Source organism: Neobacillus solisequens, from assembly GCF_051233465.1.
Classification (GTDB): Bacteria; Bacillota; Bacilli; order Bacillales; family Cytobacillaceae; genus Neobacillus.
In genome coordinates, this window is the sequence record NZ_JBKFGJ010000002.1 from 385184 (window position 1) to 409546 (window position 24363).

Genomic DNA, 24363 nt, shown 5'->3' on the forward strand with positions numbered 1-24363 from the left:
CTATTATTTTTTGTATAGTAAACATGCAGGGGAGAGTATGAAATGAAGAAATTGTATTCACTATTATTTGTAGTACTATTAACATTAGGGGCTTTGGCCGGTTGTACAGGGGCAAAAGATCAAGTTAAAGAAGAGAAAAAATCCAGCGTGGAAAAGAAATCAGAAAAGGTTTCCTTCCCAGTAACCATTAAAGATGCAGTGGATCAAAAGGTAGTTATTGATAAAAAACCTAAGAAAATTGTTTCACTAATTCCTAGTAACACGGAAATTACTTATGCATTAGGGCTTGGAAAAGAAGTTGTCGGCGTTTCAGATTTTGATAATTATCCAGAAGATACGGCTAAAAAAGAGAAAGTCGGCGGACAAGAAATTAATATTGAAAAAATTATTTCGTTAAAGCCTGACGTTGTTTTAGCACATGCATCTGGTGTACATAATTCAAAAGAAGGCCTTCAACAGCTGCGCGATGCGGGCATCAAGGTACTAGTTGTCAATGATGCGGAAAATTTTGAACAAGTGTATGATTCCATTAATATGATTGGTACTGCCACCGGAGAGAAAAAGAAAGCCGAAGAAATCGTTCAACATATGAAAGATAAGTTGGCGGAAATTAAAACAAAAGCAAAAGATATTAAAGAGAAGAAAAAAGTGTTAGTGGAAGTATCACCATCACCTGAAATTTATGCTCCTGGTAAAAATACGTTTATGAATGAAATGCTGAATTTGATTAATGCTGAAAATATTGCGGGCGACCAAGAGGGCTGGATTAAGATTGAAGAGGAAGCCATGATTAAACGCAATCCTGATGTGATTGTGACTACATATGGCTATTATGTTAAAAATCCAACAGAGCAAGTGTTAACACAAAAAGGTTGGGAAAATGTTAATGCTGTGAAAAACAAGCAAGTTGTGGATGTCAATTCTGACAAAGTTACTCGTACGGGTCCAAGACTTGTTGAAGGAGTAGAGGATCTTGCCAAGGCTGTTTACCCGGAAGTATTTAAATAAACATTATATAGCCTTCTTAGTGGCAGGGATCTTTTTGATTCTTTCTATTTTATTTGGTATTTCGATTGGAACTGTTTCAGTTCCAATCTTTACTATTATTAAGATAATAGGTGCAAAGCTGTTTGGTGGAATCTCGACAAGTGGCATTGACCCCATGTATTCTAGTATTGTCCTCAACATTCGCTTACCTAGAGTGATTTTAGCTGGTCTTGTTGGTGCGTCACTTGCCATTGCCGGTGCTGCCTTTCAGGGCTTATTAAGAAACCCGTTAGCAGATCCATATACATTAGGTGTCTCATCAGGGGCTTCACTAGGTGCAGTCCTAACCCTATTCCTCCAGATTTCACTTCCGCTAGTGGGGATGTTTACATTACCCATTTTAAGTATTGTTTTTTCGTTAATGACGATTTTTTTAGTCTTGTCATTTGCTAAAAAGATAGAGCATTCCATGAGAGTGGAAACCATCATCCTAACTGGAATTATCTTTAGCTCTTTTTTAGGAGCACTGATCTCTCTAATGATTGCCTTAACGGGAGAGGAGCTAAGACAAATCATCGGTTGGCTTTTGGGAAGCGTTTCGATGCGGGGCTGGGACTACATATATATCATATTACCGTTTTTTATCATAGGCTCTGCCATTCTTTTATACAATGCAAAAGAATTAAATGCCATGTCCTTTGGAGAAGAACGGGCTCATCACTTAGGTGTCAATGTCCAAAAAAGAAAGATGATTGTATTAATTTCAGGGTCTATCCTAACGGGGGCAGCAGTAGCGGTGTCAGGCACCATCGGGTTTGTCGGATTGGTGATTCCCCATTTATCAAGATTGTTGTGGGGACCAGATCATAAGTATCTTTTACCGCTTTGCATTTTGACTGGGAGCGGCTTTTTGATTATCGCGGACCTTATTTCAAGAACAATTATATCTCCAAGCGAGCTTCCGATTGGTGTTATTACCTCTTTAATTGGGGCTCCCATTTTTGCCCTTATCTTATTACAGAGGAAACGGAAGGAAAGAGGTGATGAATAGATGTTATCGGTTCAACATGTTTCCGGAGGATATGGGAATGAACTTGTCGTAAAAGATATTTCATTTGAAGTAAAAACAGGTGAATTATTTGGGATTTTGGGTCCTAACGGAAGCGGAAAAACTACTCTCCTTAAACTTCTTAGCGGCATACTGCCCGTCCGATCAGGCGATCTATTCATAAACGGGAAAAAACTGAAGGAATACACACAAAAACAGTTTGCAAAAAAAATTGCTGTATTATCACAACACTCTTCACATTCCTTTTCCTATTCTGTAAAAGAAACGGTTGCACTAGGGCGATACGCTCATCAAAAGGGTTTTTTTCAAAATTGGAGCAATCAAGATGAAGAAGTAGTACAATTAGTCATGAAGCAAGTGGGTATTTCAAATTTTCAGCATAAAGATATTAATGCTTTATCTGGGGGTGAAAAGCAAAGAGTATTTCTGGCACAGGCACTTGCTCAAGAGCCTGAGGTTCTTTTGCTTGATGAACCGACGAATCATTTGGATTTATCTTATCAGAAAGAATTACTGGATTTATTAAAACAGTGGACTTTGGATCATAAATTAACGGTTATTTCGATTTTTCATGATTTAAATCTTGCGGGTTTATATTGTGATCGCTTATTACTGCTGGAAAAGGGAAGGATCAATAGTCTTCATATTCCGAATGAGGTTTTAAAAGAAGAACGAATTAAGGACGTTTATCGGACGCGTATCCAAAAGCAACCTCATCCAAAAGTAGCAGCGCCGCAAATGGTATTGTTGCCAAATGTGTATAATAATGGCCCCACTTATCATGTTACTGAGGATATGCTTCATGTATCCGATGACATTATTTCTTTAAAGTCACCAATCCCTTTGAAGACACTTTCATCTGGTGTAATCGGGTCAGGCGTGGGCTGGCATGATACGTTCGTGAACCGACATGTACATAAGGATTATAATTGCAGTAATCACATTCAAGAAATGACTGATTTTTTACTAGCGAGAGGATTTGAACCTTCGGATACAGTCGGAATGATGACAGCTGTAATCTTGGAAGATGTCGTTTATAAAAAACTAGATGGAGAAGGGTTTTCGATATTTCTCGTCGTCACTGCCGGAGTTGGAAATGCTGTTGATGCCGCACGGAGTCATCTTCATGAAGTTGAAAAGGTACCAGGCACTATTAATACTTGGATCTTTATCAATGGAGAACTGACGGATGAATCTTTTATTCAAAGTATTATGACGGCAACCGAAGCAAAGGTTAAGGCATTGCATGATTTAAAGATTGAAGATAATCGAACAGGAACTATTGCCACTGGTACTTCAACTGACAGTATTTTAGTCGCTGCTACACAAACGGGAAAAATGTTGGACTTTGCGGGGACGATCACTTCATTAGGGAAACTGATTAGTAAAGCTGTTTACGAATGTACTACAGAAGCTATACAAAAATCTCAAAAAAGGAAACAAAAATGTTAGTTTATCATTTAGTTTCAATTAGCATTGCCTACATAGTCGATTTAGTTATTGGTGATCCACCAAAGTGGCCTCATCCAGTAAAATGGATGGGTTCACTGATCGCCTATTTGGAAAAACGTTGGAACAACGGATACGATAAGAAAACGAAAGGGGTTTTGATGCTCCTTTTTGTTTTGTTGACAGTCTTTTTTGTAGTCATCTTAGTAACCTGGATGGCCTATGAAATTCATCCCGTTTTCGGAATTGCAGTGGAAAGTATCATCATATCGACCACCATTGCCCAAAAAAGTTTGCGGAATGCCTCTCTTGAGGTTTATCAACCGCTTATAAATGGAGATTTGGGTGAAGCTAGAACAAAACTATCCTATATTGTTGGCCGTGACACTGATGAGCTTGATGAAGGTGAAATTGCCAGAGGGGCGATTGAAACGGTTGCGGAAAATACGAGTGATGGTGTTACGGCACCGCTATTTTGGGCATTGATTGGCGGTGCCCCGTTAGCTATGGTCTATCGTGCCACGAATACTTGTGATTCAATGGTTGGCTATCAGAATGAGAAATTCCAAGAATTTGGCTGGGCCTCTGCCAAATGGGATGATGTGATGAATTGGATTCCTAGCCGTCTAACTGGATTGGTCATGTTATTGGGAAATCGGCCGAAGATCCTCCATTATCGAAAAGCATGGTCGATTTTGTTTAGAGATGCCAAAAAACACCCTAGCCCTAACAGCGGTTGGGGGGAAGCAGCTGTTGCTGTCATTTTGGGAATACAACTGGGTGGGATTAATTACTATAAAGGTATTGTTTCCAATCGTGCAAAAATGGGGGAGCCCCTTCGACCAATCGTGGCAGAGGATATCAAAAAAGCAAACATGATTTTACATAAAACAGTGTTTCTATTTTTACTTTTTCTTTGGATGGGAGGGATGATGATTGAACTGGCCAGTACATGGATCAAATCCACAATATCTTTATAAAGCAATGGGGCTTCCATTACCTCAAGAGTATGTTGATTTTAGTGCAAACATTAATCCATTGGGACCACCTAGTGTTTTAAAAGAAAATTGGCCTCATTTTTACGATAAATTGATGGTATATCCTGACCCTAATTCATTAAAACTCAAAACCTTCATTTCAGAAAAGGAGAAACTGCCAGCTGAATCACTCCTGATTGGCAATGGCGGATCAGAGCTTATTCATCTTGTTTCTCGGTGGCTGACTGGAAAAACCGTTTTAATCGTGCAACCGACTTTTTCAGAATATGAAAGTGCCTGTCGCGCGAATCAATGCGAGATTCGCTACTTTTCATTAACGGGTCCGGAATTTAAATGGGAAATGAATAAGTTTCGTGAGAGTCTGGCGGGAGTTGACGCCCTGTTTTTTTGCAATCCTAATAATCCTACCGGTATCCACTATTCACAGGAACTCGTCTTAGAGATCATTAAGGTCTGTAATGAGGAACAATGTGTGGTGATCCTGGATGAAGCCTTTTACGATTTTGTTGTGGAATACGAGTCGATGCTTCCTTACATCCATCATTACCCGAATTTAATGATCCTTAGGTCAATGACGAAGATGTTTTCGATACCTGGTCTGCGATTAGGATATTTAACTGCAAGTGCAAAAGTGGTAAGAGAATTGCTGCCTCTACAGCCGCATTGGAGTGTCAATACGATTGCCCTGTTGGCTGGGGAGATTTGCCTTGGTGATCATGACTTTATTTTAAACACTCAGGAGTTTATCGCTATGGAGCGAAATCGGCTATTTGATTTTTTTCAACATCATAGGTTTCTCGTAACAAATTCAACTGTAAATTTTTATTTATTTAAGGATCCAACGGTAAAGAATCAATATGAAATGTTTGAATTCCTGGTGAAAAATGCCATCATTCCTCGCCATACCTTTAATTTTCCAGGTTTAGAAGGCAATTGGCTTCGATTTGCGATAAAAAGTAGAGAAGAAAATACAAAACTCATGGAGGTGTTAGCCCGATGGCGGACATCCCATCCCTTGTATTCATCAGCGGTGGAGTAAGAAGTGGGAAAAGCAGCTTTGCAGAGAAAAAGGCAGTTGAAATTCATAAAAAAACCGGTGCCCGTTTACATTATTTGGCCACCGGTATGCCATCTGATGAAGAAATGGTGCGGCGAATTGAAAAGCATCAACAGGATCGTATTACAGACGGATATCAGTGGATCACGATCGAGCAGCCTACCAGAATTGAAAAAGCACTAGAATGGTTGGGTGTTCAAGATATTATTTTACTAGATTGCGTTACCACTCTATTAAATAATGAATGGTTTTCTACCTCTGCAGAAATGGAGGACACCTTTCTTTTAAACGTAAAAGAAACGATTGTGCAGGGCATTTCCATGTTAAAGGAGCATGCCATGACAGTTATAGTGGTCAGTAATGAGGTCATAAATGATCTACCGTCTGAAAATGAGTTAGTGTTCAAGTATCAAAGAGTGTTAGGACATATTCATCAGGAACTAGTCAGGCTAGCTGATGAAGCTTATTTAGTTGAAAACGGAATCCCAATCAAAATGAAAGGGGAGAAAAGTCCAGCTGTGGATCAGAGGTAAATGAAATTTATAAAAGGATTTTTAATTGGGCTACAATTTTTTACTGCTATTCCAATCACCAAAGAATTACCAATCGATCAGAGCCATTTAAAAAGGACCATTCAAGCTTTTCCACTGGTCGGTTTATTTCAAGGAATTTTATACTCTTTGTTGTTTTTTGTAATGAGAGAATATACGCCGTTTTCCCATTTGGCAATGTCTTTTTTGTTATGGCTGGCGATGATTCTTCTGACTGGTGGGATTCACTTAGATGGTTGGATGGATGCGAGTGATGCTTTTTTCTCCTATCGAGATAAGGAAAAAAGACTAGAAATTATGAAAGACCCACGAACAGGTGCTTTTGGGGTTATTTCGATACTTATATTATTATCCAGCCGGTTCCTGTTTCTCTATGAGATCACGATCACTAATCAGAACTCCGCTTATTTCCTTATCATGACTATTCCTTTTTTGAGCAAAACGATTATGGGGGTTATGTTGTTAACGGTTAAGTCAGCTAAGCAAGAAGGTCTGGGATATTTATTTCAATCTGCTGCGGGAGCTTCTGCCTTAACGATTTACCCAGTTTATTTACTGGTTTATTTTATTGGCAGTTTGTTCTTTTTTAATCATATTTTATTTATGGGCATATTGATATTTTCAGCCGTTGTTTTCTGTCTATTTTGCCGCCGAAAAGCGATGAAATGGTTTGGAGGAATAACAGGTGATGTACTGGGGGCAACTGTGGAGGGGGCTGAATTATTCCTATGGATGATCGTGTGGTTATTACATTATTTCGTCATGGTATAACAGAAGCAAATGTACGAAGAGCCTACCTAGGTTGGACAGATTCTCCTTTATGTCCGGGAGAACCAGTTCTAATGAACCTGAAGGAACATGACATTTATTTTTCAAGTGACTTACCAAGATGTACAGCCACCCTGAATTTGGTGTTCCCACAGGCACATCCTTATTTGTTGTCTGAATTAAGAGAGATGAATTTTGGTGATTGGGAAGGAAAAACGTATGAAGAATTAAAAGATGAACCCCGGTATGAACAGTGGCTAACAGACCCAAGCAGGTACAGTCCTCCAAATGGCGAGTCCTATCAGCAATTTAGCGAAAGAGTGCAGGCTGGATGGAGAAAGCTTGTCCAAATGGTTTTAACACAAACATTTGAACGTTGTGCTGTCATGACACATGGAGGAGTGATTCGGTATTTGTTATCTGAATACGCTCCCGAAATTCAGGATTTTTGGAGTTGGCAAGTACCACATTCACAAGGGTTTGAATTGGCATTTAATAGAAATGGGCTAAGGAGGGGAGAACGATGCACTTTATTACAGGTGGTGCCTTTAACGGAAAAAAAGCTTGGGTAAAGAAAACGTATCAGTTCACTCAAAAGGACCATTGGATCTCCGCATACGCAAATATCTCTCTGCCGTTAGATTTATCAAATGTGAGGGGAGACCTCCTTGTTATAGAAGGGCTCGAAATATGGATAAAACAATTAATCAAGCTATATGACAGTAATTGTAGTCTGGAAAAATGGCGTGAGTGCTTAGATGTCTGGGACACTTGGGAAAAAGCAGACACATGCCGCCAATTGGTAGTTATTGGAACAGATATCTCAAAAGGAATTGTACCGATTGAAAAAGAACAGCGTTTGTGGCGGGATGTCACTGGATGGGTTTATCAAGATTTAGCAGCTAGATCAACCCAAGTGGAATGGATTTGGTACGGTTTGAATCAAACCATTAAAACGGAGAGAAGGGATGAAAATAATGAAGAATACTACACAAGTGAAATTTTATAGTTGGCTGGCTTTATTTATAGCTTTATCGGCAGTAGGTGCCGCCATCAAGGTACCAGCTCTAGTTGGGAGTGTGGCACTTGATTCTTTCCCTGCATTAGCGGCGGCTGCACTGATGGGCAGTGGTCCTGGTGCAATCGTGGCTGCATTAGGACATTTAGTTTCCGCCATGATCAGTGGTTTCCCTTTAGGCCCGATGCATTTGATTATCGCAGCAGAAATGGCCATCCTGGTATGGTTATTTGGTTTCATTTATCGAAAAAATAAAACGATTATTTCTGGCCTTATCTTTATCTTCGGAAATACGATTGTTGCACCGCTTCCATTTATGTTTTTAATAAGTAAAGCCTTTTTTATCGGGATGCTTCCATCGCTTTTTGTCGGGTCTCTCATAAATATAGTGATTACCTTAGTAGTGGTACCGCGGCTTGTGAGTGTTGTGAACCCCAAAATAAGTGAAGGAAAATAAACATGATGAGAAATGTCATTACGATTCCAAGTGGAAATGGATATCACCTTATTATTGCTAGTGATAACAGCGGGGCAATTGGACTGAAGAAACATGACCATGTTCAGGTATCCTATGAAATGGTTGCCTATTATTCTTTTCGCGTTGCAGCAATGGAGTGTATGGCAGCAGGAGGGAATATAAAGGCAGTAGTACTAAATAATTTTTGCGGTGATGACTCTTGGGAGGCGCTGGTTCGGGGGATTCGGAAAGGATTGTCTGAACTTGGGGTGAAAGATGCCGAGATAACTGGAAGTACAGAAAGCAATTTTTCGCTGCTTCAATCAGCTATTGGGGTAATCGTCATGGGGGAAGGAACGAAATCCAACGCAAGTGTAGGTGAGTTCACCAACGAGAAGAAATTGGCGGTAATTGGTCAACCATTAGTTGGGGATGAAGTAATAGCCCTTGAAAATCAAGTAGCACCTTTGCACATGTTTAAAGAAATATCTCGGTTACAGGATGTTGTAACTTGGCCGGTTGGATCAAAAGGGATTTTACATGAATTGAAAAGGATGTATCCTAATAGTGATTTTAACAAAGAAACGGCAGTAATCGATTTGGACATGGAGAAATCTTCAGGACCTGCAACTTGTTTTATTGTTCGTTATCCTGCAGATCAAGAAAGTGCAGTCACACAATTTGCAGGAGGCCACTTTCATAGCTTAAAGATACAAAAATAGCACGCCATAAAAGCGTGCTATTTTTGTTGGGCTTTGATTTTTTCGATTAAAGAGTTAATCGATTCTCCAACCTGATAAATAGCCTGATCCAATTTCTTTTTCCATTGTGGTGCATTTTCTTTTATCGTTGTGCCAATTTTTTTAGCATTTTCATTTAATTCCTTGCTAATTTCTGAAGCCTGATCGGATAAGCTTTTACCCGTATTTTGTTCACCTGCTAGTTGAGCATTAATCGATACCACATCAAAATTTTTCTTTGGCAGGTAGGAGGTAGAAGTTCTCATTATCTCCTTAAAGATCGGCACTACGTTAGAAGAGCTCGTGCTCGGCAAGTAATGCTGCCGGTCAGTCTGGTCATAGCCAATCCAAATGGCCGCAACAAGATTGGGAGTATATCCAACCATCCACTGATCCTTTGTGCCTGTAACGCCTTCAAATGGAAGCTGTGTTGATCCTGTTTTTCCGGCAATTTGGACTCCAGGAATATGGGCTAGTTTTCCTGTACCTGTTTCAACCACATTCAAGAGCATGGAAGTCATCTCTTTAGCATTTTTTGCTGACGTGACTCTTGTCTCTGTTTCTTTCCTTTCCGCAATGACATTACCGGTTGGGCCAACAATTTTTGTAATGAAATGGCTGTCCATCCTTGTTCCACCGTTAGGAAACGCGGAGAATGCATCGGCCATTTGCAGTGGAGACACACCGGTACTCATGCCTCCAAGGGCAATCGCAAGGTTTTTATCGGCTTTTTCAACAGGAATTCCAAACCGGTTTAAAGACTCTATGCCTTTGTTTAGCCCAATTTTATCTAATAACCAGACGGCTGGAATATTTAAAGATTCTTCAAGTGCCTTATACATTTGCACCTTCCCAGAATAGTTTTTTGAGAAGTTTTCCGGCTTATAGGTACCAAAAGTAATCGATTCATCTACCAATTCGGAAGAATAAGAGTAGCCTTCATCAAGTGCCGGGGTATATACTACGAGCGGTTTAATCGATGAACCCGGCTGGGCTCTTAATTGAGTAGCCCGATTAAATCCGCGGAAAACCTGATTTCCACGGCCGCCGACTTCGGCCATGACGCCTCCTGTTGCAGGATTCAATAATACAGAGCCGCTCTGCACCAACTGATCTCCAGTTCCCCTAGGAAACAAGTATTTTTTTGCATAGGTTTGTTCTAAACCAGTTTGAAGATTTTGATCCAATTCTGTATAAATTCGATAGCCTCTAGTTAAAATTTCATCCTGGGTTAAACCATACTTGGAAATCGCTTCATTCAAGACAGCATCCACATAGTATGGGTATTTTCTATCTACGAAGCTGCCGCCGCCATCCTCCAGCTTGATTTTTTCCTTCTTTGCTTCGTTATATTGGGATTTTGTAATCATCCCCAGTTCTTTCATTTTTGCTAGGACAACATTTCTTCGTTTCATGGCCAAATCATAGTTTTTGTACGGATCTAGATAATTTGGAGCATGAAGAAGGCCAGCAAGCATAGCTGCTTCACTTACTGAAACATCTTTTATATCTTTATTAAAATACTTTTTAGATGCATTACCGATTCCCCATGCACCGCTTCCGAAATACACTTGATTTAGGTACATTTGCAAAATTTCTTCTTTTGTATAAACTTTTTCAATCTTTACTGCTAAAAATAGCTCTTCGGCCTTACGTTTATAGGTTCGTTCGGGAGAGAGCAAAGCATTTTTCGTTAATTGTTGCGTTAATGTACTGCCTCCTCCGGTAATTCTTCCAGCAAATAGATTGCTGAAAAAGGCACGGGCAATTCCTTTGACGTCAAAACCATTATGGTCATAAAATCGTTCGTCTTCAATGGCGACTACTGCATTAGGAACATATTTTGGTAGTTCCTCGATTTTAATCCCTTGTGTCCGATTTGTCGCCACATTCGTTGCTTTTTGACCATCCTTATCATAAATGACTGTAGGTTGACTGAGGCCTTCTTTCAAAGATTGGACATTGGCTCTTGACGCAAGCCAGCCAAAGTATGAAATTGTTACAAGAGTAAAAAAGAGGATGAGTAATAATAGTATCTGAGTAATATGTTTTCGTTTCCAGAAACGTAGGAACATTTCTCGAAATGGATGCTGCTTGTCCATGGTATCTCCTTACCTTATCCATTAGTTTTGCTTCTAATATTATAATGATCTTTTTTGAAAAAGACCAATAAAAATCTTTTTTTATTTCCCTAATGATGACATTCGTGGACAACCATAGTTGATCCCATGCATACAATAGAGAAAGAATGAATCTAGGAAAGGAATGATACGATGATAAACTGGAAGGTCCGTTTTAAAAATCGGAACTGGGTGATTGCATTTATTTCACAGCTTTTTATCGTCGCTCAATTAGTTTTATCATGTTTAAATAGTTTAGGAGTGACTGATTTTCAACTGTCAAATGCGATGCAGGACTGGGTTATTACATTTGCAAATGCCATTTTCGTCCTATTATCCTTGTTGGGGATCATACAGGATCCGACAACGAAAGGCTATGGAGATAGTGAGCGGGCACTAAATTATAAGGACCCTAATTAATAGGTGCGAATCAGTTCCAGTTGGAGCTGATTTTTTTATTGTTGTAAAATTCTTTACATTTTTATAGAAAAATAGTTAACTAAAAAAGCACCCTCAAAATTGGGAGGTACTTACATATGTATAAATTCAAAACGTATATGAAACAGTTTCATCCTATTGTCTGGGTATTGTTAACCGGAACTATTTTAACCCGGGGATCTGCCTTTATGACGCTCCCGTTTCTGTCGATCTATTTATCTAGAAACATGGAAATGTCACCAATAATCATTGGATTAACGGTTGGAATGAGTCCATTAATGGGAACGATTGGCGGATTTATCGGTGGCCATTTATCAGATCGTTATGGGAGAAAGCCTATTATGTTGTTTTCATTGTTTGGCTTGGCTTTTGTATATTTTGGATTTATGATGGCCGATAGTCAAGGGTGGTTTATTCTTCTCAATGCTTTTAATGGATTATGTACCTCGTTTTTTGAACCCACATCTCAAGCATTGATGGCGGATCTCACCGAAAAGAACCATCGAATGAAGGTATATTCTCTGAGGTATACGGCGATTAATATTGGAGCCTCGGTTGGACCGCTGATGGGAGCCTACTTGGCAAATACATCTGCTAAACTATCCTTTGCCATTACAGGTGGGACCTATTTGGTTTATGGAGTAGCCTTGATTATTTTATTGAAAAAATTAGTCATTACCCAAGAGGTCCCTAACAAGAAGAAGGTTTCATTAGTAGATGCATTGAACATTGTTAGGACTGACAAGGCCCTTCGTTTTTTACTTCTCGGGATTATCTTGATTAATCTTGGATATGTCCAAATGGATTCTAATTTTCCGCAATTTTTAGAGAATACAGTTGAAAATGGTGTGGTTATTTTTTCTGTTTTATTAACCATAAATGCTGTTATGGTAATCTTCTTGCAAATGCCTATTAGCCATTTAGCGGAAAAATATACGCATATGCAAGGGATGGTAGTTGGATCCATTTTCATGACGATTGGATTGATTGGTTTTGGATTTGTAAATGGGTGGATCACCGCCATAGCGGCAATTGTTTTTTTAACTTTTGGTGAAATTCTCATTTTCCCTGCCAATAACATGATGCTGGATCAGCTGGCACCTGAGCATTTAAGGGGCACTTATTTTGGTGCTGGTCAATTTCGTAAAATTGGAGATTTCATTGGCCCGATTATAGGTGGTTTTTTCATGAAGGAATTTCAAGACGGAATTATGTTCTGGATCATTGCTTTGATTACTTTTTCGAGCATCATCTTTTTTAAAGCTGGAAATCATACTTTTATTAAAATGAAAGCAACAGATAAGGAAAAAGTTGTATAGAAATATTTCCATAAATAACCAATTATAAGTGAATTTCTGGTAAAATAAAAGAAAACAATCAAAGAGATAACCATTGTGAATGTGAGAGGTTGAGAATCCGTTAGAAAAGAGGTTCTTGATATGTGGGTTTGGATATTTCTGATTTATTTCTTGCTTATTTTATTAGAAGAATCCATCTATTATTGGTGGAACCGCTATTTATATGGAAAAAATGAAGAATTATTTAATAAATGGAGGAGTAGAATAAGCCGTTTTACACAGATTTTGAAGCGAAAACACGAAAAAGATGTAAACATGTAAAGGCTCCGGGGACGGGGCCTTTTTAATTGGGCTTTTTTTGCACATCACTTTGCTTTTTTTTAAAAAAGCCAACTACTGCTTTAACGATAAAATAAAGGGCAAAAAGGATCAGGGTGATTAATTCTGTTTCTTCAGTAACTTTAAAAGGTTTGTACTCTTTATGTAAAACCTCCAGTAGGTTTCCATACATAACATAATCTATTGAAATGATAAGGACTAATAATGACGCTGTTAAAAGGCCGATAATTAAGATTGTTTTCACCGATTCCACCCTTTTATATAAATAATCCAATTTTTTTTATCGTTCCCTTATCATGGATAAAACATGCTTAGGTGGATAACATAACCATTAATAAATAAGCTTTCCAAGTGGGGCGGTAAACATGTCAATTTTATCAAAATGGTTGAAAAAACAACCGAAAAAACAGAATGACAATTATCGTCAATGGCTGGATCCATACAAACCTAAAGATTTAATGTTTCAACGAGATTATCAGGAGAATCTATCCCGTATAAGAGGAGAACTTGGAAATAGTGTTGATTTAACCATTCGTGAAGTGAAAATTGGCGGAACTCCAGGGGCACTGATTTATATAGATGGTTTGGTCGACGGTAAAGGTATAAGTGACTATCTTTTGGAAATGATTATGGAGCCAAAGCCATTAGTTCAAGAAACAGATTTTTTTCAATTGGTCATAGATAAAATAGTTGCGATTGGATCAATCAAAACCATAGAAAAATGGGATGACATGTATCATTGGTTGTTATCAGGCTGCACCATTATTTTTCTTGATGGATACAACAAGGCCATTAGCTGTGAAACCAGAGGTGGGGAATTACGTGCAATATCCGAACCCACTCAACAGTTATCGATTCGGGGACCAAAGGATTCTTTTACAGAAACAATTAGGACCAATACAGCTTTAATAAGAAGACGCATCAAAAGTCCGAACCTTTGGATTGAACCTCTAAAAATCGGTACCGTCACAGAGACGGATGTTGCCATCATGTATGTAAAAGGAATTGTTAATGAAAAAATTGTGGAGGAAGTGAAGAAGCGTTTAAAAAGAATAAATATAGACGCCATTCTGGATTCTGGTTATGTGGAACAATTTATTGAGGATAAAACGTTTACCTCCTTTCCAACGACCTATCATACAGAACGGCCTGACGTGGTTACATCTCAACTGGTAGAAGGCCGAGTGGCCATCGTTGTAGATGGAAGTCCGTTTGTTCTTACGGTACCGGCTTTATTTGTTCAATTTTTTCAGGCACCGGATGATTACTATTCCAGGGTGGATTTATCAACCAGTATTCGATTATTAAGGATTCTGGCGTTTTTAATTGCCTTAATTGGACCATCTATCTATATTGCCGCCACAACCTTTCATCAGGAAATGATTCCAACAACCTTGGCGATTGCGATTGCCGCCCAACGAGAAAACGTCCCATTCCCAGCCTTTGTCGAAGCTTTAGGAATGGAAATTGTTTTTGAGATTTTACGTGAAGCAGGTTTGCGGCTTCCGAGGGCCGTTGGACAGGCTGTCTCTATTGTTGGAGCACTTGTAATCGGTCAGGCTGCTGTTCAGGCCAGCATTATTTCACCGGTAATGGTTATTGTCGTGTCGATCACGGCCATCGCCAATTTTTCAACACCTGTTTTTGCTATGGCGATTTCGGCAAGATTACTCCGGTTTGCCTTAATGGTTCTTGCCGCTTTTATCGGCTTCTATGGAATAATGATTGGATTGATCTTGATGGCCATACATTTATGTTCTTTGCGTTCATTTGGAGTTCCTTACATGTCTCCATTAGCTCCTTTTGATCCGGAAAATCAACAGGATGTCTTTATTCGCTTTCCACTTTGGGGATTTAAGGCAAGGCCTAAAAATATTAGTAAAGGAAACATAGTTAGAACCGGCAGCAATCAAAAGCCTGAACCTCCACAGCAAAACGGAGGAAATCAATCATGAAAAAAACAATTTCTCTATTTATCATAATCTTCACTGTGATCCCTTTATTAGAAGGGTGCTGGAACCATCGGGAATTGACAGATTTGGCTTTTGTTACGGCAATGGGAATAGACAAAGGAACCAAAGAAAGGTATGAAATGTCCCTTCAGATTGTTGTCCCTTCGAATGTAGCCTCCGGTCAAACTGGTGGTGGCAGCCAAGGTCCTCCCGTCGTGGTCTACCGCAGTTCGGGTAATAATTTGACTGAAGCAAGCAGAAAACTCTCAAAAATTATTTCAAGGAGAATTTACTACTCCCATACAAATCTTTTGATCATTAGTGAGGAAGTTGCTAAAGAAGGAATTTTGAATTTATTAGATGCATTGGATCGGGATTCAGAATTTCGAACCACGACAGAAGTAATCATATCCAAGAACACGAAAGCGAAGGATATCATTTCTACTCTTACAAATCTCGATAAGCTTCCCGTTAATAAATTTACAAAGACAATAGAAGGTACGGAAGCCATTCTGGGTGAGAATATTAAAATGAGTATTGATGATATCATTTCTACCATTGTAAGTGATGGGAAAGAGCCACTCATTAACGGTTTTACGTTGACTGGTAAAACAAAAAAAGGATCATCGCCGGACAATATTAATAATACCATTCCACCTGCTATTATTACGGCTAGCGGAATGGCCATAATGAAAAATGGTAAATTAGTCGGATGGTTAAATAATGATAATGCCAAAGGGGTCGTTTGGGTTATGAATAAAATGAAAGGAACCTATATAGATTTCAATTTCAAAGGAAAAAAAGATGCCGTGAGTATGACACCCTATTTATCAGATACAAAAGTGTCGGTTAAAATGGTCAACGGAAAACCGTTCGTGGAGATTTCGGTACAAACATTATGTAAACTTAGTGAAATGAATACTTCCTTCGATATCACTAAAATCGAGAGTGTCGAATCCCTCGAAAAAAAAACAGCTGTAATAATAAAAAAAGATATAGAAGAATCCATTCGATACGCGCAGTCATATAAGGCCGATATATTCGGTTTTGGCGATTCCGTCCATCGATCTTATCCTGATTATTGGAAAAAAACGAAAAGGAACTGGGATGAACAATTTGCAAACTTAGGTTTTAGTGTAAAGGTCGAGGCAATCTATCGTGAAATTGGAATTCGCAATAATCCATTTTGGATGAATATGGATAAGTAAAGAAGGAGGGAAGTGATGGAAAAAGCAAAAATTAGTGCGAAGCAGTTATTTGTCATCGTCGTTTTGTTTGAAATGGGTACGGCAATATTAGTGGGGTTTCCTACTCAATTAAAGCAGGACGCCTGGATTCCAATTCCGTTGGGGATGGCTGGAGGCGTTTTGCTCTGCCTGGTCTACCATCGTTTATTTACATTTTATCCGGATCTTCCCCTAACAGGCTATGTTCAAAAGATTGTCGGTAAGTGGGTTGGCAAAGTGATTGCCTTTTTATATATTATTTACTACACGTACCTTGCATCAAGAATTTTACGGGATTTCGGTGAACTGCTAACTTCAACAATCTACACTCAAACACCACTTTTTTTTCTAATGACCATTCTTATCCTTACATCATCCTATGCAATCCATAAAGGGTTTGAGGTGATTGCAAGGGTAGGGGAACTCTTTTTTGCTGTTATTTATTTTATGGCGATTGTTGGTTTCTTTCTAATAATATTTTCTGGATTAATTCATATGGAAAATCTTAAACCGATGTTTGAAAATGATTGGAAGGCTATTTTAAAAGCAACGCTAACACAAACATTAACCTTTCCTTTTGGTGAAATGGTAGTCTTTACAATGTTGCTTCCCTATGTAAATAAGCCGGAAAAAACAAGATATGTTGGTATTTTTGGAATGGTGTTAAGCGGGGTTAATTTTACAATTGCCGCGATCGTTAATATTGCTACTCTTGGTACGGACCTGTTTATGCGCTCACCGTATCCATTGCTTTCAACAGTCAGTAAAATACAACTTGCTAATTTTATTGAACGGCTGGATGTTTTATTTATGCTCTACTTGATGATCGCAGGTTTTATAAAAGTAACGGTTTTTTATTATGCTGCAGTGATTGGGGCAGCAGATGTTTTTAAGTTGAAAAGCTATCGCCAAATTTGCTTTCCATTTGCCATTCTAATTTTATTGACTGCAGTCATTATTGCTCCAAACTATACTGAACACATTCAAGAAGGTTTGAAAGTGGTTCCCATATATTTGCATTGGCCGTTTCAAATCCTAATACCATGTACATTATTATTGATTGCTGTAATAAGAAATCGTTTCACAGCAAAAAAGAAAAGTTCTACAGAGGAATACTCACAATAAAGCCCTCATTTTGGAGAAAATGAGGGCATAATTTCATTACGATGTTATATTCTGAGATATTGGCAATTGAACATTGACTGTTGTGCCATGATTCTTTTGGCTTTCTACTTGAATGGTCCCGTGATGAGACTGAACAATTTTGTAACTGACTGTCAGTCCTAAACCAGTACCTTTTTCTTTTGAGGAATAGAATGGTTCACCGATTCTTTTTAATCTTTCTTTAGATATTCCACAACCGTTGTCACGGATTGTGATAGAAGCCATGGCAGACGTTTCTAGTCGTTCAAGGGTAAGAAAGACAGTGCCGCCATTTTGTGAGGCTTCAATTCCATTTTTTATGATATTAATAAATAATTGTTTGAATTGATTAGGCTCGCATTCGATTTCGAGATCAATTTCTGGAAAATCATAGTGAATTTGAACATTATATAGACTAGCTTCCGTATTTAATAAGGAAATAACATCGTGAAGAAGCTTTTGGACGGAAGTTTGGGTGAATTTCATATGCTGGGGCTTTGCCAGTAGCAAAAGTTCTCCAACAATGTGATTAATCCGATTTAATTCGTCTAACATGATTTCATAATAAAATTGGTGACGGTGATCTTCGGTCTGCAACAGCTGGACAAAACCTTTCAGAGAGGTTAACGGGTTGCGAATTTCATGCGCCACACTTGCTGAAAGCTCACCAACAACGTACAACTTCTCCGTTCTTCTGAGTCTCTCTTCGGTATCTCTAATGGATGTAATATCTTTTGCGTACCCAATAATCCCGGTTATATTGCCATTAATATTAATAGGTTGAGCCGTGCATTGAAGGATAATCATTTTACCATGAACATCTGGGATCGAGATTTCATAATTTGCGGGTTTCTGCTCTTGAACAACTGAACTGATAAATTTGTGCAAATAGCGTGAGTCTTTTTTAGATAAAAGAGAGGATACATTTTTCCCAATTAAATCACTATGTTTATATCCGGTATTGATTTCAAAGTGAGGATTTAGATTGGTGATGTTTCCTTCTAAATCCATCATATAAACGATATCAGGGCTGTAGTCAAATAAAGATTTGTACCGTTGTTGACTTTCCGTCAGGCGTTTTTCCATTTCAATTTTTTCAGTAATATCACGTCCGATAATAACTAAACCTTCTCTGCTGCCATCAGGATAAAAAAGAGGGACCTTAATGGTATCAAAAGTCTTAGTTGAACCGTCCTCCATCAACAGGACTTCCTCAATTCGCGTAATTTTACGATTTTGCCATGCTTCCTCATCCGACTTTTCACAACATCTTAATGCCTCGCCATAGAACTCAGAAAACTGGGCTAACTCCGAATCCTTTTTTTTGCGATAATCCACATGTTCAAGCTTAAATAATCGGAGCCCAAAATCGTTGGCCTCTATCCATTTGCCTTCGTGATCTTTAAAAATGACAAAGTCAACCATGGAATTAATTAAGGTCGATAGGCGATTTTGATCTTCTCTGGATTCTTGTAATTGTTTGTTCTTATTATTGATAAAATAAATAAAAGCTGCTGTTACCACTACATAGAATATTTCTTTAGATCTTTCTACGAGTGGAATGAATGTCGGGGGTATAAATTGATGTGTCAGAAAGTTAGTTCCAAAAATCCAAATAATACTTGTAATACAGTAGATAAGGACTAATTTAATTTTTTGCATGAAATACTCCGATTCCTTCTTGTTAGTTAGTATTTTTGTATAAAACGGAGAAATGATAAAGAATAATGATCTTGTTGGACTATAAACGAACTAAGAAACCCGTTTGCCCATAATAAGTAGATCTCTTTCTATGCCATCCAGCTCGGCAATGTTAGGAAGGTGGGCCCATTTTTCAAATCCAAATGTTGAAAAAAGCTTTACACTTGGTACATTGTGGGCAAAAATAAATCCCAATAATGTTTTGATGTTTAAACCCGGGCAGGCATCAATGGCTAATTGAATCAAATATTTACCCAATTTTTTACCACGATAATCCGGGTGAATATAAATACTAATTTCAGCGGTACCGTTGTAGGCAGGTCGACCGTAAAACGATTGAAAACTAAGCCAAGCACAGATGACACCTTGATCAATTACTACCCATAATGGCCGGAACGAAGAAGAATGCTCGTGAAACCATTGCAATCGGCTTTCCACCGTTACAGGCTCCAAATCGGCCGTTACCATTCTGCCTGAAATAGTAGAGTTATATATATTAACGATAGCGGGTAGGTCATCTAAACTTGCATCCCTGATGGTAAAATCAGCAAACATAATCAACACTCCTGACTTACATAACTAGATTAATGTTAATCCTTCCTAACAGTAAAATCAATATGGGGGAATATGTTAATTTTAGTAGGTAACATATAAACATGGAAAAAGCCTTTCCCCGTTCGAAAAACGAGAAAAGGCTTTCCATCCGAAGGATCAAAAATGATCCTTCGCCTCGTTTCAGTTGCCTTACATTACCAACGGTGTGCTTTGGCATTACTCCTTAAGATGATGGTGTTTTGCGACACTTGCGTCTGGCCATTCACCTGGGACTTCTGGCGCTTGGGCCTTGTCCAGGTATGGTGGAATAGCTCTGATTGGGAATCTAAACGCTCTCTGTAGCTCATCAAATCACCTCATTTTAGGATTTGAAACGATGATATCCCAATGGAATATCATTATTATCTTTTGTTAATTTGTTAAAAAATAGTCAACTGAAAAAAGATTAAAAAAGGCTAAATAAAACCCCTTTTGAAAACGCTTCACAAACCTTAATAAAAAGTTCACATGCACAGTAAAGAATATGAGTTAAAATAATAAAGTAAAAGATATATGTGAATATTATCACAATAATAATGTTGCTTATTCTTATTTTGATAAGGCAGAAGGGTAAAGAGGCGAACATGATGGTACATTTATCTGTAAGTGCATTGCTTATTCGATTTTTATTAGGAGGTTTTGCTGTAGTTGCCTGCACAATTGTCGCAAAAAAATTGGGTGAAAAAACAGGAGGCATCTTTGCGGCATTTCCGGCCGTATATCTTGCAGCTCTATTAACAATCGGATTGGATTTTCACGGTGGACAGTTAATCTCTCAATCCATAATCCTATCCAAAGGAGCTATTTTCGGAATGGCCATAAATATTTTAGTTGCCGTTCTTGCCGGCTATTTATTGCCAAGAATGGGCTGGAAAAAAGGAATTATAAATGCAATGGCCTGTTGGCTTGTCGTTTCCAGTGTGGTCGTATTTATTACTTCATATATGCTTTAAAAGGGTGATTCATAATGAATAAACAGGATTTATTGATGAGATTTATTTTAGGTGGAACGGCTGTTTCTTTAAGCTATTTAATAACTGTCATTTCACCCTGGAAAATACTTGCCGGTATCTTTGCGGCGTTTCCTGCGGTTATGCTTACTGCAATTATTATGGTTGGGATCGGTTCTGGAACCAAAAAGGCAACGAATATTGCCAAAGGATCAGTTTACGGAATGATTGGCGGAATCATTTGTGTAACAACTGTTCTTGTAACATTGCATTCTACTGATAACTGGATATTTAGTATTACATTGGGTCTGATCATCTGGCTGTGCAGTTCTATCGCCATATCCAGTTTAAAAGAACGGACAGCCCGAAAAATGATGAAACAGGCAAAATCTATTTAACAGATGCAAAAATCCTTTGAACCCAATCAAAGGATTTTTTTATTTTTGACTTGTTTTTTCTGAAATTTCCGAATAAAATAGAATTAACATACTAACCGGTAGGTATGTGAAGAGCGAAACGAGCATATAGTAGAAATGTCCACAAAAAACTAGTTTGAGAGTTCATGAATGGAGGGAAAAGGATGGATTTACGTTTAACTGACGAGCAAAAAATGGTCCAACAAACGATTAGAAAATTTGTTGAGAAGGAATTAATCCCGCTGGAAAATGATGTGTTAAGAAATGAACGTGAAGGAAAGCCCAGCCTGCCGCCAGGTAAATTAAAGGAACTCCAATTAAAGGCAAAGGAAGCCGGCTTCTGGGGGATTAATACACCTGAAGAATACGGTGGTGCCAACCTCGGCCAAATGATGATGGCCATTGTCTACATGGAAATCTCAAAAACCTTTGTCCCATTTGCATTCGGGGGCTCCGCAGATAATATCCTCTATTATGGTAATGAAGAACAAAAGAAAAAATACTTAATTCCTACAATAAATGGTGAAAAAAAATCATGTTTTGCTATGACTGAGCCTGGTGCCGGTTCTGATACGCAGAATATCAAAATGACAGCGGTTAAAGATGGCAATGAATGGGTACTGAATGGTGAAAAAACATTCATTACCGGTGGAAATGAAGCCGACTTTGTTATGGCGATCGCGATTACTGATAAAGAAATGCATCAAAAAACAAAAGGACGGGAAGGGGTAACCTGCTTTATCGTCGACCGTGATATGGGCTGGAAATCAGAGTATATACATACCATGGGAGAATGGGGTCCAGCCGGTCTTGTCTTTGATAACGTCCGTGTGCCGGAAGAGAACATCCTTGGTGAGCTTCACAAAGGGTATAACCTTGGCCTGGAATGGATTGGATTTGCCAGATGGATAGTTGGAGCAAGAGCTGTTGGAACTGCTGAACGGTTATTACAAATGGCGATTGATTACGCAAAGGAACGTGTGACATTTGGGAAACCAATTGCAGAAAGACAGGCGATCCAATGGATGATTGCCGACAGCGCTGTAGATATTGAAGCTGCCAGATGGCTGGTACTAAATGCCGCCTTTACACTCGACCAAGGTGAGGACAATCGTCATTTAGCATCAATGGCCAAATTATATGGCGCGAATATGGGGAACCGAGTGGTTGATAAGGTTCTACAGGTACACGGCGGTATGGGGTATACACGAGAATTGCCGATTGAGCGCTGGTACCGTGAAGCAAGACTATGGCGCATTTATGATGGTACCGATGAAATCCAGAGAATGATCATTTCTCGTAATCTAATTAAGGGCCATGTGAAAGTTGGTCAATATATTTAGCAGGAATTTTGAAAGCGTTATCTAATATAGTACGTATGATAGACAATTTTTAGGAGGCGGGAAAAACATGACAGGCAGATTTGATGGAAGAGTGGCCTTTGTAACAGGAGGCAGCCGCGGCATTGGAAAAGGAATCGTTGAACTTTTTGCAGAAGAAGGGGCAAAAGTGGCGATTATTGATCTAAACGAGGAAGCATTAACGGAAACCACGAATGAATTAAGAGAAAAGGGCTATGAGGTCTATTCTAAAGTGGCAAACGTGGTGGACTCTGAACAGGTTGAAGCCGTGGTCAAAGAAATAAAGGAGGCCTTTGGTTCGATTGATATCCTTGTTAATAATGCAGGTGTCATTCGTGATAATTTACTATTTAAAATGACAGATCAAGACTGGCAGACAGTGATGGATGTCCACTTAAAAGGTTCTTTCAATGCTGCACGAGCTGTTCAAAAATACATGGTTGAGCAAAAATACGGACGTGTTATCAATATTTCTTCCACTTCAGCATTAGGAAATCGCGGTCAAGCCAACTATGCAGCAGCAAAAGCTGGATTACAGGGCTTTACAAAAACACTTGCGATTGAGCTTGGCAGATATGGAATCACTGCGAACTCAGTTGCCCCTGGATTTATTGAAACGGATATGACCAAAGCAACAGCAGAACGAATTGGCATTTCCTTTGAGCAATTAGTATCGGCTAGTGTAGCAGCCATCCCAGTGGGAAGAAGTGGGAAACCAGAAGATATTGCCAATGCTGTAGCCTTCTTTGCTGATGAAAAATCGTCCTTTGTAAGTGGTCAAGTGATCTATGTAGCTGGCGGACCAAAATGCTAAATGGTGAGGTGAAGCGGAATGTTCAAGGATCAAATAGGCAAGCGATCCACTAAAGTGAAGAATGTGGTGGAAAGAGGGGCTGTGAAGAAATTTGCGGAATCCATTGGTGACGCTCATCCGATTTTTGTCGATGAGGAAACCGGCAGACTCTCCCGATATAGGAATAATATTGCGCCTCCAACGTTTCCGAGAGTATTTGATTACGGTGTAATTGAAGGCTTAAACCTGCCTAATATAGGTCTCATTCACGGAGAACAAACGTTTCATTATGTTCGCCCGCTGCTTGTTGGCGAAGAAGTATATTGTTCCTCTGTGGTGAAAAATTATTTTGAGAAAAAAGGGAACTTTGGAGAAATGGGCTTTTTGGTTTTAGAAAGCATGGGCGAGGATGATCAAGGGAATGTGATATTCAGTTCAACCTCAACTGTCGTCATTTCTGAAGCAGTAAGGAAGGTGTTGGCACGATGAATTCACTGGCACTGTTAGAGAAGGGTGAATCCGTAAAGGAAATTCAATTGCCTCCAGTATCAAGAATAGATTTGATCAAATATGCCGGAGCTTCTGGAGATTTTAATCCGATTCACACCATTGACGATGAGGCGAAAAAAGCAGGGCTACCTGGAATCATTGCCCATGGAATGTGGACGATGGGCAATCTTGCTAAGTTGTTTACAGAATATTATGAAGAAGGGTTTATCAAAGACTATTCGATCCGCTTTAAAGGCATGGTCTTTTTAGACGATCGTATCACTCTTAAGGCAACCTTAAAGGAAAAAGAAGGGCAAGAATTGTGCTTTGCTGTTCAAGCGGTTAACCAAAAAGGTAATGATGTATTGAAGGGAGAGGTCGTATTTAACCTCTATACGTAAAAATCGAAAACAGAGACGGTTAACCCGGCATATTTGAGAAAGCATCTC

Annotated in this window: 28 protein-coding genes; 23 read left to right on the forward strand and 5 right to left on the reverse strand. The window is 38.9% G+C overall.

Going from position 1 to position 24363, the window contains the following annotated elements:
* Nucleotides 1–42: 42 nt before the first annotated feature.
* The 11 genes from ACI3K6_RS02355 to ACI3K6_RS02405 are packed head-to-tail and all read left to right on the forward strand — an operon-like array spanning nucleotide 43 to nucleotide 9076.
* On the forward strand, nucleotides 43–1008 hold the full coding sequence (locus ACI3K6_RS02355; RefSeq protein WP_435553538.1) for an ABC transporter substrate-binding protein: 966 nt from the start codon (nucleotides 43–45) through the stop codon (nucleotides 1006–1008).
* Nucleotides 974–2038: a FecCD family ABC transporter permease gene (locus ACI3K6_RS02360; protein WP_435553539.1), complete on the forward strand. Its 1065-nt coding sequence runs from the start codon at nucleotides 974–976 to the stop codon at nucleotides 2036–2038. The genes ACI3K6_RS02355 and ACI3K6_RS02360 overlap by 35 nt, the downstream gene beginning before the upstream one ends.
* Nucleotides 2039–3508 carry an adenosylcobinamide amidohydrolase gene (locus ACI3K6_RS02365; RefSeq protein WP_435553540.1) on the forward strand — a complete coding sequence of 490 codons (1470 nt, stop codon included), beginning with the start codon at nucleotides 2039–2041 and terminating at the stop codon, nucleotides 3506–3508.
* Complete coding sequence (cbiB, locus tag ACI3K6_RS02370) at nucleotides 3502–4485, forward strand: adenosylcobinamide-phosphate synthase CbiB (protein WP_435553541.1); 984 nt, start codon at nucleotides 3502–3504, stop codon at nucleotides 4483–4485. The genes ACI3K6_RS02365 and cbiB overlap by 7 nt, the downstream gene beginning before the upstream one ends.
* Complete coding sequence (gene cobD, locus ACI3K6_RS02375; RefSeq protein WP_435553542.1) at nucleotides 4442–5542, forward strand: threonine-phosphate decarboxylase CobD; 1101 nt, start codon at nucleotides 4442–4444, stop codon at nucleotides 5540–5542. Before cbiB ends, cobD begins: the two co-directional genes overlap by 44 nt.
* The gene (locus ACI3K6_RS02380) at nucleotides 5500–6093 is read left to right on the forward strand and encodes a bifunctional adenosylcobinamide kinase/adenosylcobinamide-phosphate guanylyltransferase (RefSeq protein WP_435553543.1); all 594 of its coding nucleotides are present in this window, start codon (nucleotides 5500–5502) and stop codon (nucleotides 6091–6093) included. The genes cobD and ACI3K6_RS02380 overlap by 43 nt, the downstream gene beginning before the upstream one ends.
* Complete coding sequence (gene cobS / locus ACI3K6_RS02385) at nucleotides 6094–6882, forward strand: adenosylcobinamide-GDP ribazoletransferase (RefSeq protein WP_435553544.1); 789 nt, start codon at nucleotides 6094–6096, stop codon at nucleotides 6880–6882.
* On the forward strand, nucleotides 6840–7451 hold the full coding sequence (locus ACI3K6_RS02390; protein WP_435553545.1) for a histidine phosphatase family protein: 612 nt from the start codon (nucleotides 6840–6842) through the stop codon (nucleotides 7449–7451). The genes cobS and ACI3K6_RS02390 overlap by 43 nt, the downstream gene beginning before the upstream one ends.
* The gene (locus tag ACI3K6_RS02395) at nucleotides 7403–7888 is read left to right on the forward strand and encodes a bifunctional adenosylcobinamide kinase/adenosylcobinamide-phosphate guanylyltransferase (protein ID WP_435553546.1); all 486 of its coding nucleotides are present in this window, start codon (nucleotides 7403–7405) and stop codon (nucleotides 7886–7888) included. The genes ACI3K6_RS02390 and ACI3K6_RS02395 overlap by 49 nt, the downstream gene beginning before the upstream one ends.
* Nucleotides 7857–8354, forward strand: coding sequence for an ECF transporter S component (locus ACI3K6_RS02400; protein ID WP_435553547.1), 498 nt, complete (start codon nucleotides 7857–7859; stop codon nucleotides 8352–8354). The genes ACI3K6_RS02395 and ACI3K6_RS02400 overlap by 32 nt, the downstream gene beginning before the upstream one ends.
* Before the next feature lie 2 nt (nucleotides 8355–8356).
* Nucleotides 8357–9076, forward strand: coding sequence for an ATP-binding protein (locus ACI3K6_RS02405; RefSeq protein ID WP_435553548.1), 720 nt, complete (start codon nucleotides 8357–8359; stop codon nucleotides 9074–9076).
* A 17-nt stretch (nucleotides 9077–9093) separates the two neighbouring features.
* Here ACI3K6_RS02405 and ACI3K6_RS02410 read toward each other — a convergent pair whose 3' ends face one another.
* On the reverse strand, nucleotides 9094–11196 hold the full coding sequence (locus ACI3K6_RS02410; protein ID WP_435553549.1) for a transglycosylase domain-containing protein: 2103 nt from the start codon (nucleotides 11194–11196) through the stop codon (nucleotides 9094–9096).
* A gap of 171 nt (nucleotides 11197–11367) precedes the next feature.
* Between ACI3K6_RS02410 and ACI3K6_RS02415 the strand changes: the two genes are divergently transcribed.
* From ACI3K6_RS02415 to ACI3K6_RS02425, 3 genes are all read left to right on the forward strand, one after another.
* On the forward strand, nucleotides 11368–11634 hold the full coding sequence (locus ACI3K6_RS02415) for a phage holin (RefSeq protein WP_335476690.1): 267 nt from the start codon (nucleotides 11368–11370) through the stop codon (nucleotides 11632–11634).
* A 116-nt stretch (nucleotides 11635–11750) separates the two neighbouring features.
* On the forward strand, nucleotides 11751–12971 hold the full coding sequence (locus ACI3K6_RS02420; RefSeq protein ID WP_435553550.1) for an MDR family MFS transporter: 1221 nt from the start codon (nucleotides 11751–11753) through the stop codon (nucleotides 12969–12971).
* 120 nt (nucleotides 12972–13091) lie between these two features.
* Nucleotides 13092–13271, forward strand: coding sequence for a hypothetical protein (locus tag ACI3K6_RS02425; protein WP_435553551.1), 180 nt, complete (start codon nucleotides 13092–13094; stop codon nucleotides 13269–13271).
* Nucleotides 13272–13293: 22 nt separating this feature from the next.
* Here the strand turns inward: ACI3K6_RS02425 and ACI3K6_RS02430 are convergent, their stop codons facing one another.
* Nucleotides 13294–13533: a YczF family membrane protein gene (locus tag ACI3K6_RS02430; protein WP_435553552.1), complete on the reverse strand. Its 240-nt coding sequence runs from the start codon at nucleotides 13531–13533 to the stop codon at nucleotides 13294–13296.
* Nucleotides 13534–13654: 121 nt separating this feature from the next.
* Here ACI3K6_RS02430 and ACI3K6_RS02435 point away from each other — a divergent pair, with 121 nt between their 5' ends.
* From ACI3K6_RS02435 to ACI3K6_RS02445, 3 genes are read left to right on the forward strand one after another with little or no spacing between them, the layout of a single operon-like run.
* On the forward strand, nucleotides 13655–15244 hold the full coding sequence (locus ACI3K6_RS02435; protein ID WP_435553553.1) for a spore germination protein: 1590 nt from the start codon (nucleotides 13655–13657) through the stop codon (nucleotides 15242–15244).
* Nucleotides 15241–16449 carry a Ger(x)C family spore germination protein gene (locus ACI3K6_RS02440; RefSeq protein ID WP_435553554.1) on the forward strand — a complete coding sequence of 403 codons (1209 nt, stop codon included), beginning with the start codon at nucleotides 15241–15243 and terminating at the stop codon, nucleotides 16447–16449. Before ACI3K6_RS02435 ends, ACI3K6_RS02440 begins: the two co-directional genes overlap by 4 nt.
* A gap of 15 nt (nucleotides 16450–16464) precedes the next feature.
* The gene (locus tag ACI3K6_RS02445) at nucleotides 16465–17592 is read left to right on the forward strand and encodes a GerAB/ArcD/ProY family transporter (protein ID WP_435553555.1); all 1128 of its coding nucleotides are present in this window, start codon (nucleotides 16465–16467) and stop codon (nucleotides 17590–17592) included.
* A gap of 36 nt (nucleotides 17593–17628) precedes the next feature.
* Here ACI3K6_RS02445 and ACI3K6_RS02450 read toward each other — a convergent pair whose 3' ends face one another.
* The 3 genes from ACI3K6_RS02450 to ACI3K6_RS02460 form a co-directional block, all read right to left on the reverse strand.
* Nucleotides 17629–19272: a PAS domain-containing sensor histidine kinase gene (locus ACI3K6_RS02450; protein WP_435553556.1), complete on the reverse strand. Its 1644-nt coding sequence runs from the start codon at nucleotides 19270–19272 to the stop codon at nucleotides 17629–17631.
* Nucleotides 19273–19362: 90 nt separating this feature from the next.
* Entirely contained in the window at nucleotides 19363–19866 is a 504-nt protein-coding gene (locus ACI3K6_RS02455) for a GNAT family N-acetyltransferase (RefSeq protein WP_335476697.1), read from the reverse strand.
* Nucleotides 19867–20060: 194 nt separating this feature from the next.
* A complete protein-coding gene (locus ACI3K6_RS02460) occupies nucleotides 20061–20213 on the reverse strand; it encodes a YpzG family protein (protein ID WP_335476698.1) in 153 nt (50 codons plus the stop codon).
* 279 nt (nucleotides 20214–20492) lie between these two features.
* Here ACI3K6_RS02460 and ACI3K6_RS02465 point away from each other — a divergent pair, with 279 nt between their 5' ends.
* The 6 genes from ACI3K6_RS02465 to ACI3K6_RS02490 all read left to right on the forward strand — a co-directional run bounded on the left by ACI3K6_RS02465 (nucleotide 20493) and on the right by ACI3K6_RS02490 (nucleotide 24315).
* Nucleotides 20493–20858 carry a DUF3147 family protein gene (locus ACI3K6_RS02465; protein ID WP_435553557.1) on the forward strand — a complete coding sequence of 122 codons (366 nt, stop codon included), beginning with the start codon at nucleotides 20493–20495 and terminating at the stop codon, nucleotides 20856–20858.
* A gap of 14 nt (nucleotides 20859–20872) precedes the next feature.
* The gene (locus ACI3K6_RS02470; RefSeq protein ID WP_435553558.1) at nucleotides 20873–21253 is read left to right on the forward strand and encodes a DUF3147 family protein; all 381 of its coding nucleotides are present in this window, start codon (nucleotides 20873–20875) and stop codon (nucleotides 21251–21253) included.
* A gap of 182 nt (nucleotides 21254–21435) precedes the next feature.
* On the forward strand, nucleotides 21436–22614 hold the full coding sequence (locus tag ACI3K6_RS02475) for an acyl-CoA dehydrogenase family protein (RefSeq protein WP_335476701.1): 1179 nt from the start codon (nucleotides 21436–21438) through the stop codon (nucleotides 22612–22614).
* 67 nt (nucleotides 22615–22681) lie between these two features.
* On the forward strand, nucleotides 22682–23446 hold the full coding sequence (locus ACI3K6_RS02480) for a beta-ketoacyl-ACP reductase (RefSeq protein ID WP_335476702.1): 765 nt from the start codon (nucleotides 22682–22684) through the stop codon (nucleotides 23444–23446).
* 18 nt (nucleotides 23447–23464) lie between these two features.
* A complete protein-coding gene (locus tag ACI3K6_RS02485) occupies nucleotides 23465–23914 on the forward strand; it encodes a MaoC family dehydratase N-terminal domain-containing protein (RefSeq protein ID WP_435553559.1) in 450 nt (149 codons plus the stop codon).
* Nucleotides 23911–24315, forward strand: coding sequence for a MaoC/PaaZ C-terminal domain-containing protein (locus ACI3K6_RS02490; RefSeq protein WP_435553560.1), 405 nt, complete (start codon nucleotides 23911–23913; stop codon nucleotides 24313–24315). The genes ACI3K6_RS02485 and ACI3K6_RS02490 overlap by 4 nt, the downstream gene beginning before the upstream one ends.
* The last annotated feature ends 48 nt before the right edge of the window (nucleotides 24316–24363 follow it).

Excerpts from the sequence above, each read along its gene's own strand:
- ACI3K6_RS02490 (WP_435553560.1), top strand. The coding sequence starts at position 23,911 with ATGAATTCACTGGCACTGTTAGAGAAGGGTGAATCCGTAAAGGAAATT.
- ACI3K6_RS02395 (WP_435553546.1), top strand. The coding sequence starts at position 7,403 with ATGCACTTTATTACAGGTGGTGCCTTTAACGGAAAAAAAGCTTGGGTA.
- ACI3K6_RS02450 (WP_435553556.1), bottom strand. The coding sequence starts at position 19,272 with ATGCAAAAAATTAAATTAGTCCTTATCTACTGTATTACAAGTATTATT.
- ACI3K6_RS02415 (WP_335476690.1), top strand. The coding sequence starts at position 11,368 with ATGATAAACTGGAAGGTCCGTTTTAAAAATCGGAACTGGGTGATTGCA.
- ACI3K6_RS02470 (WP_435553558.1), top strand. The coding sequence starts at position 20,873 with ATGAATAAACAGGATTTATTGATGAGATTTATTTTAGGTGGAACGGCT.
- ACI3K6_RS02440 (WP_435553554.1), top strand. The coding sequence starts at position 15,241 with ATGAAAAAAACAATTTCTCTATTTATCATAATCTTCACTGTGATCCCT.
- cbiB (WP_435553541.1), top strand. The coding sequence starts at position 3,502 with ATGTTAGTTTATCATTTAGTTTCAATTAGCATTGCCTACATAGTCGAT.
- ACI3K6_RS02455 (WP_335476697.1), bottom strand. The coding sequence starts at position 19,866 with ATGTTTGCTGATTTTACCATCAGGGATGCAAGTTTAGATGACCTACCC.
- ACI3K6_RS02485 (WP_435553559.1), top strand. The coding sequence starts at position 23,465 with ATGTTCAAGGATCAAATAGGCAAGCGATCCACTAAAGTGAAGAATGTG.
- ACI3K6_RS02460 (WP_335476698.1), bottom strand. The coding sequence starts at position 20,213 with ATGAGCTACAGAGAGCGTTTAGATTCCCAATCAGAGCTATTCCACCAT.
- ACI3K6_RS02365 (WP_435553540.1), top strand. The coding sequence starts at position 2,039 with ATGTTATCGGTTCAACATGTTTCCGGAGGATATGGGAATGAACTTGTC.
- ACI3K6_RS02355 (WP_435553538.1), top strand. The coding sequence starts at position 43 with ATGAAGAAATTGTATTCACTATTATTTGTAGTACTATTAACATTAGGG.
- ACI3K6_RS02390 (WP_435553545.1), top strand. The coding sequence starts at position 6,840 with ATGGATGATCGTGTGGTTATTACATTATTTCGTCATGGTATAACAGAA.
- ACI3K6_RS02465 (WP_435553557.1), top strand. The coding sequence starts at position 20,493 with ATGGTACATTTATCTGTAAGTGCATTGCTTATTCGATTTTTATTAGGA.
- ACI3K6_RS02420 (WP_435553550.1), top strand. The coding sequence starts at position 11,751 with ATGTATAAATTCAAAACGTATATGAAACAGTTTCATCCTATTGTCTGG.
- ACI3K6_RS02435 (WP_435553553.1), top strand. The coding sequence starts at position 13,655 with ATGTCAATTTTATCAAAATGGTTGAAAAAACAACCGAAAAAACAGAAT.
- ACI3K6_RS02480 (WP_335476702.1), top strand. The coding sequence starts at position 22,682 with ATGACAGGCAGATTTGATGGAAGAGTGGCCTTTGTAACAGGAGGCAGC.
- ACI3K6_RS02380 (WP_435553543.1), top strand. The coding sequence starts at position 5,500 with ATGGCGGACATCCCATCCCTTGTATTCATCAGCGGTGGAGTAAGAAGT.
- ACI3K6_RS02400 (WP_435553547.1), top strand. The coding sequence starts at position 7,857 with ATGAAGAATACTACACAAGTGAAATTTTATAGTTGGCTGGCTTTATTT.
- ACI3K6_RS02405 (WP_435553548.1), top strand. The coding sequence starts at position 8,357 with ATGATGAGAAATGTCATTACGATTCCAAGTGGAAATGGATATCACCTT.
- ACI3K6_RS02425 (WP_435553551.1), top strand. The coding sequence starts at position 13,092 with ATGTGGGTTTGGATATTTCTGATTTATTTCTTGCTTATTTTATTAGAA.
- ACI3K6_RS02475 (WP_335476701.1), top strand. The coding sequence starts at position 21,436 with ATGGATTTACGTTTAACTGACGAGCAAAAAATGGTCCAACAAACGATT.
- ACI3K6_RS02410 (WP_435553549.1), bottom strand. The coding sequence starts at position 11,196 with ATGGACAAGCAGCATCCATTTCGAGAAATGTTCCTACGTTTCTGGAAA.
- cobS (WP_435553544.1), top strand. The coding sequence starts at position 6,094 with ATGAAATTTATAAAAGGATTTTTAATTGGGCTACAATTTTTTACTGCT.
- ACI3K6_RS02445 (WP_435553555.1), top strand. The coding sequence starts at position 16,465 with ATGGAAAAAGCAAAAATTAGTGCGAAGCAGTTATTTGTCATCGTCGTT.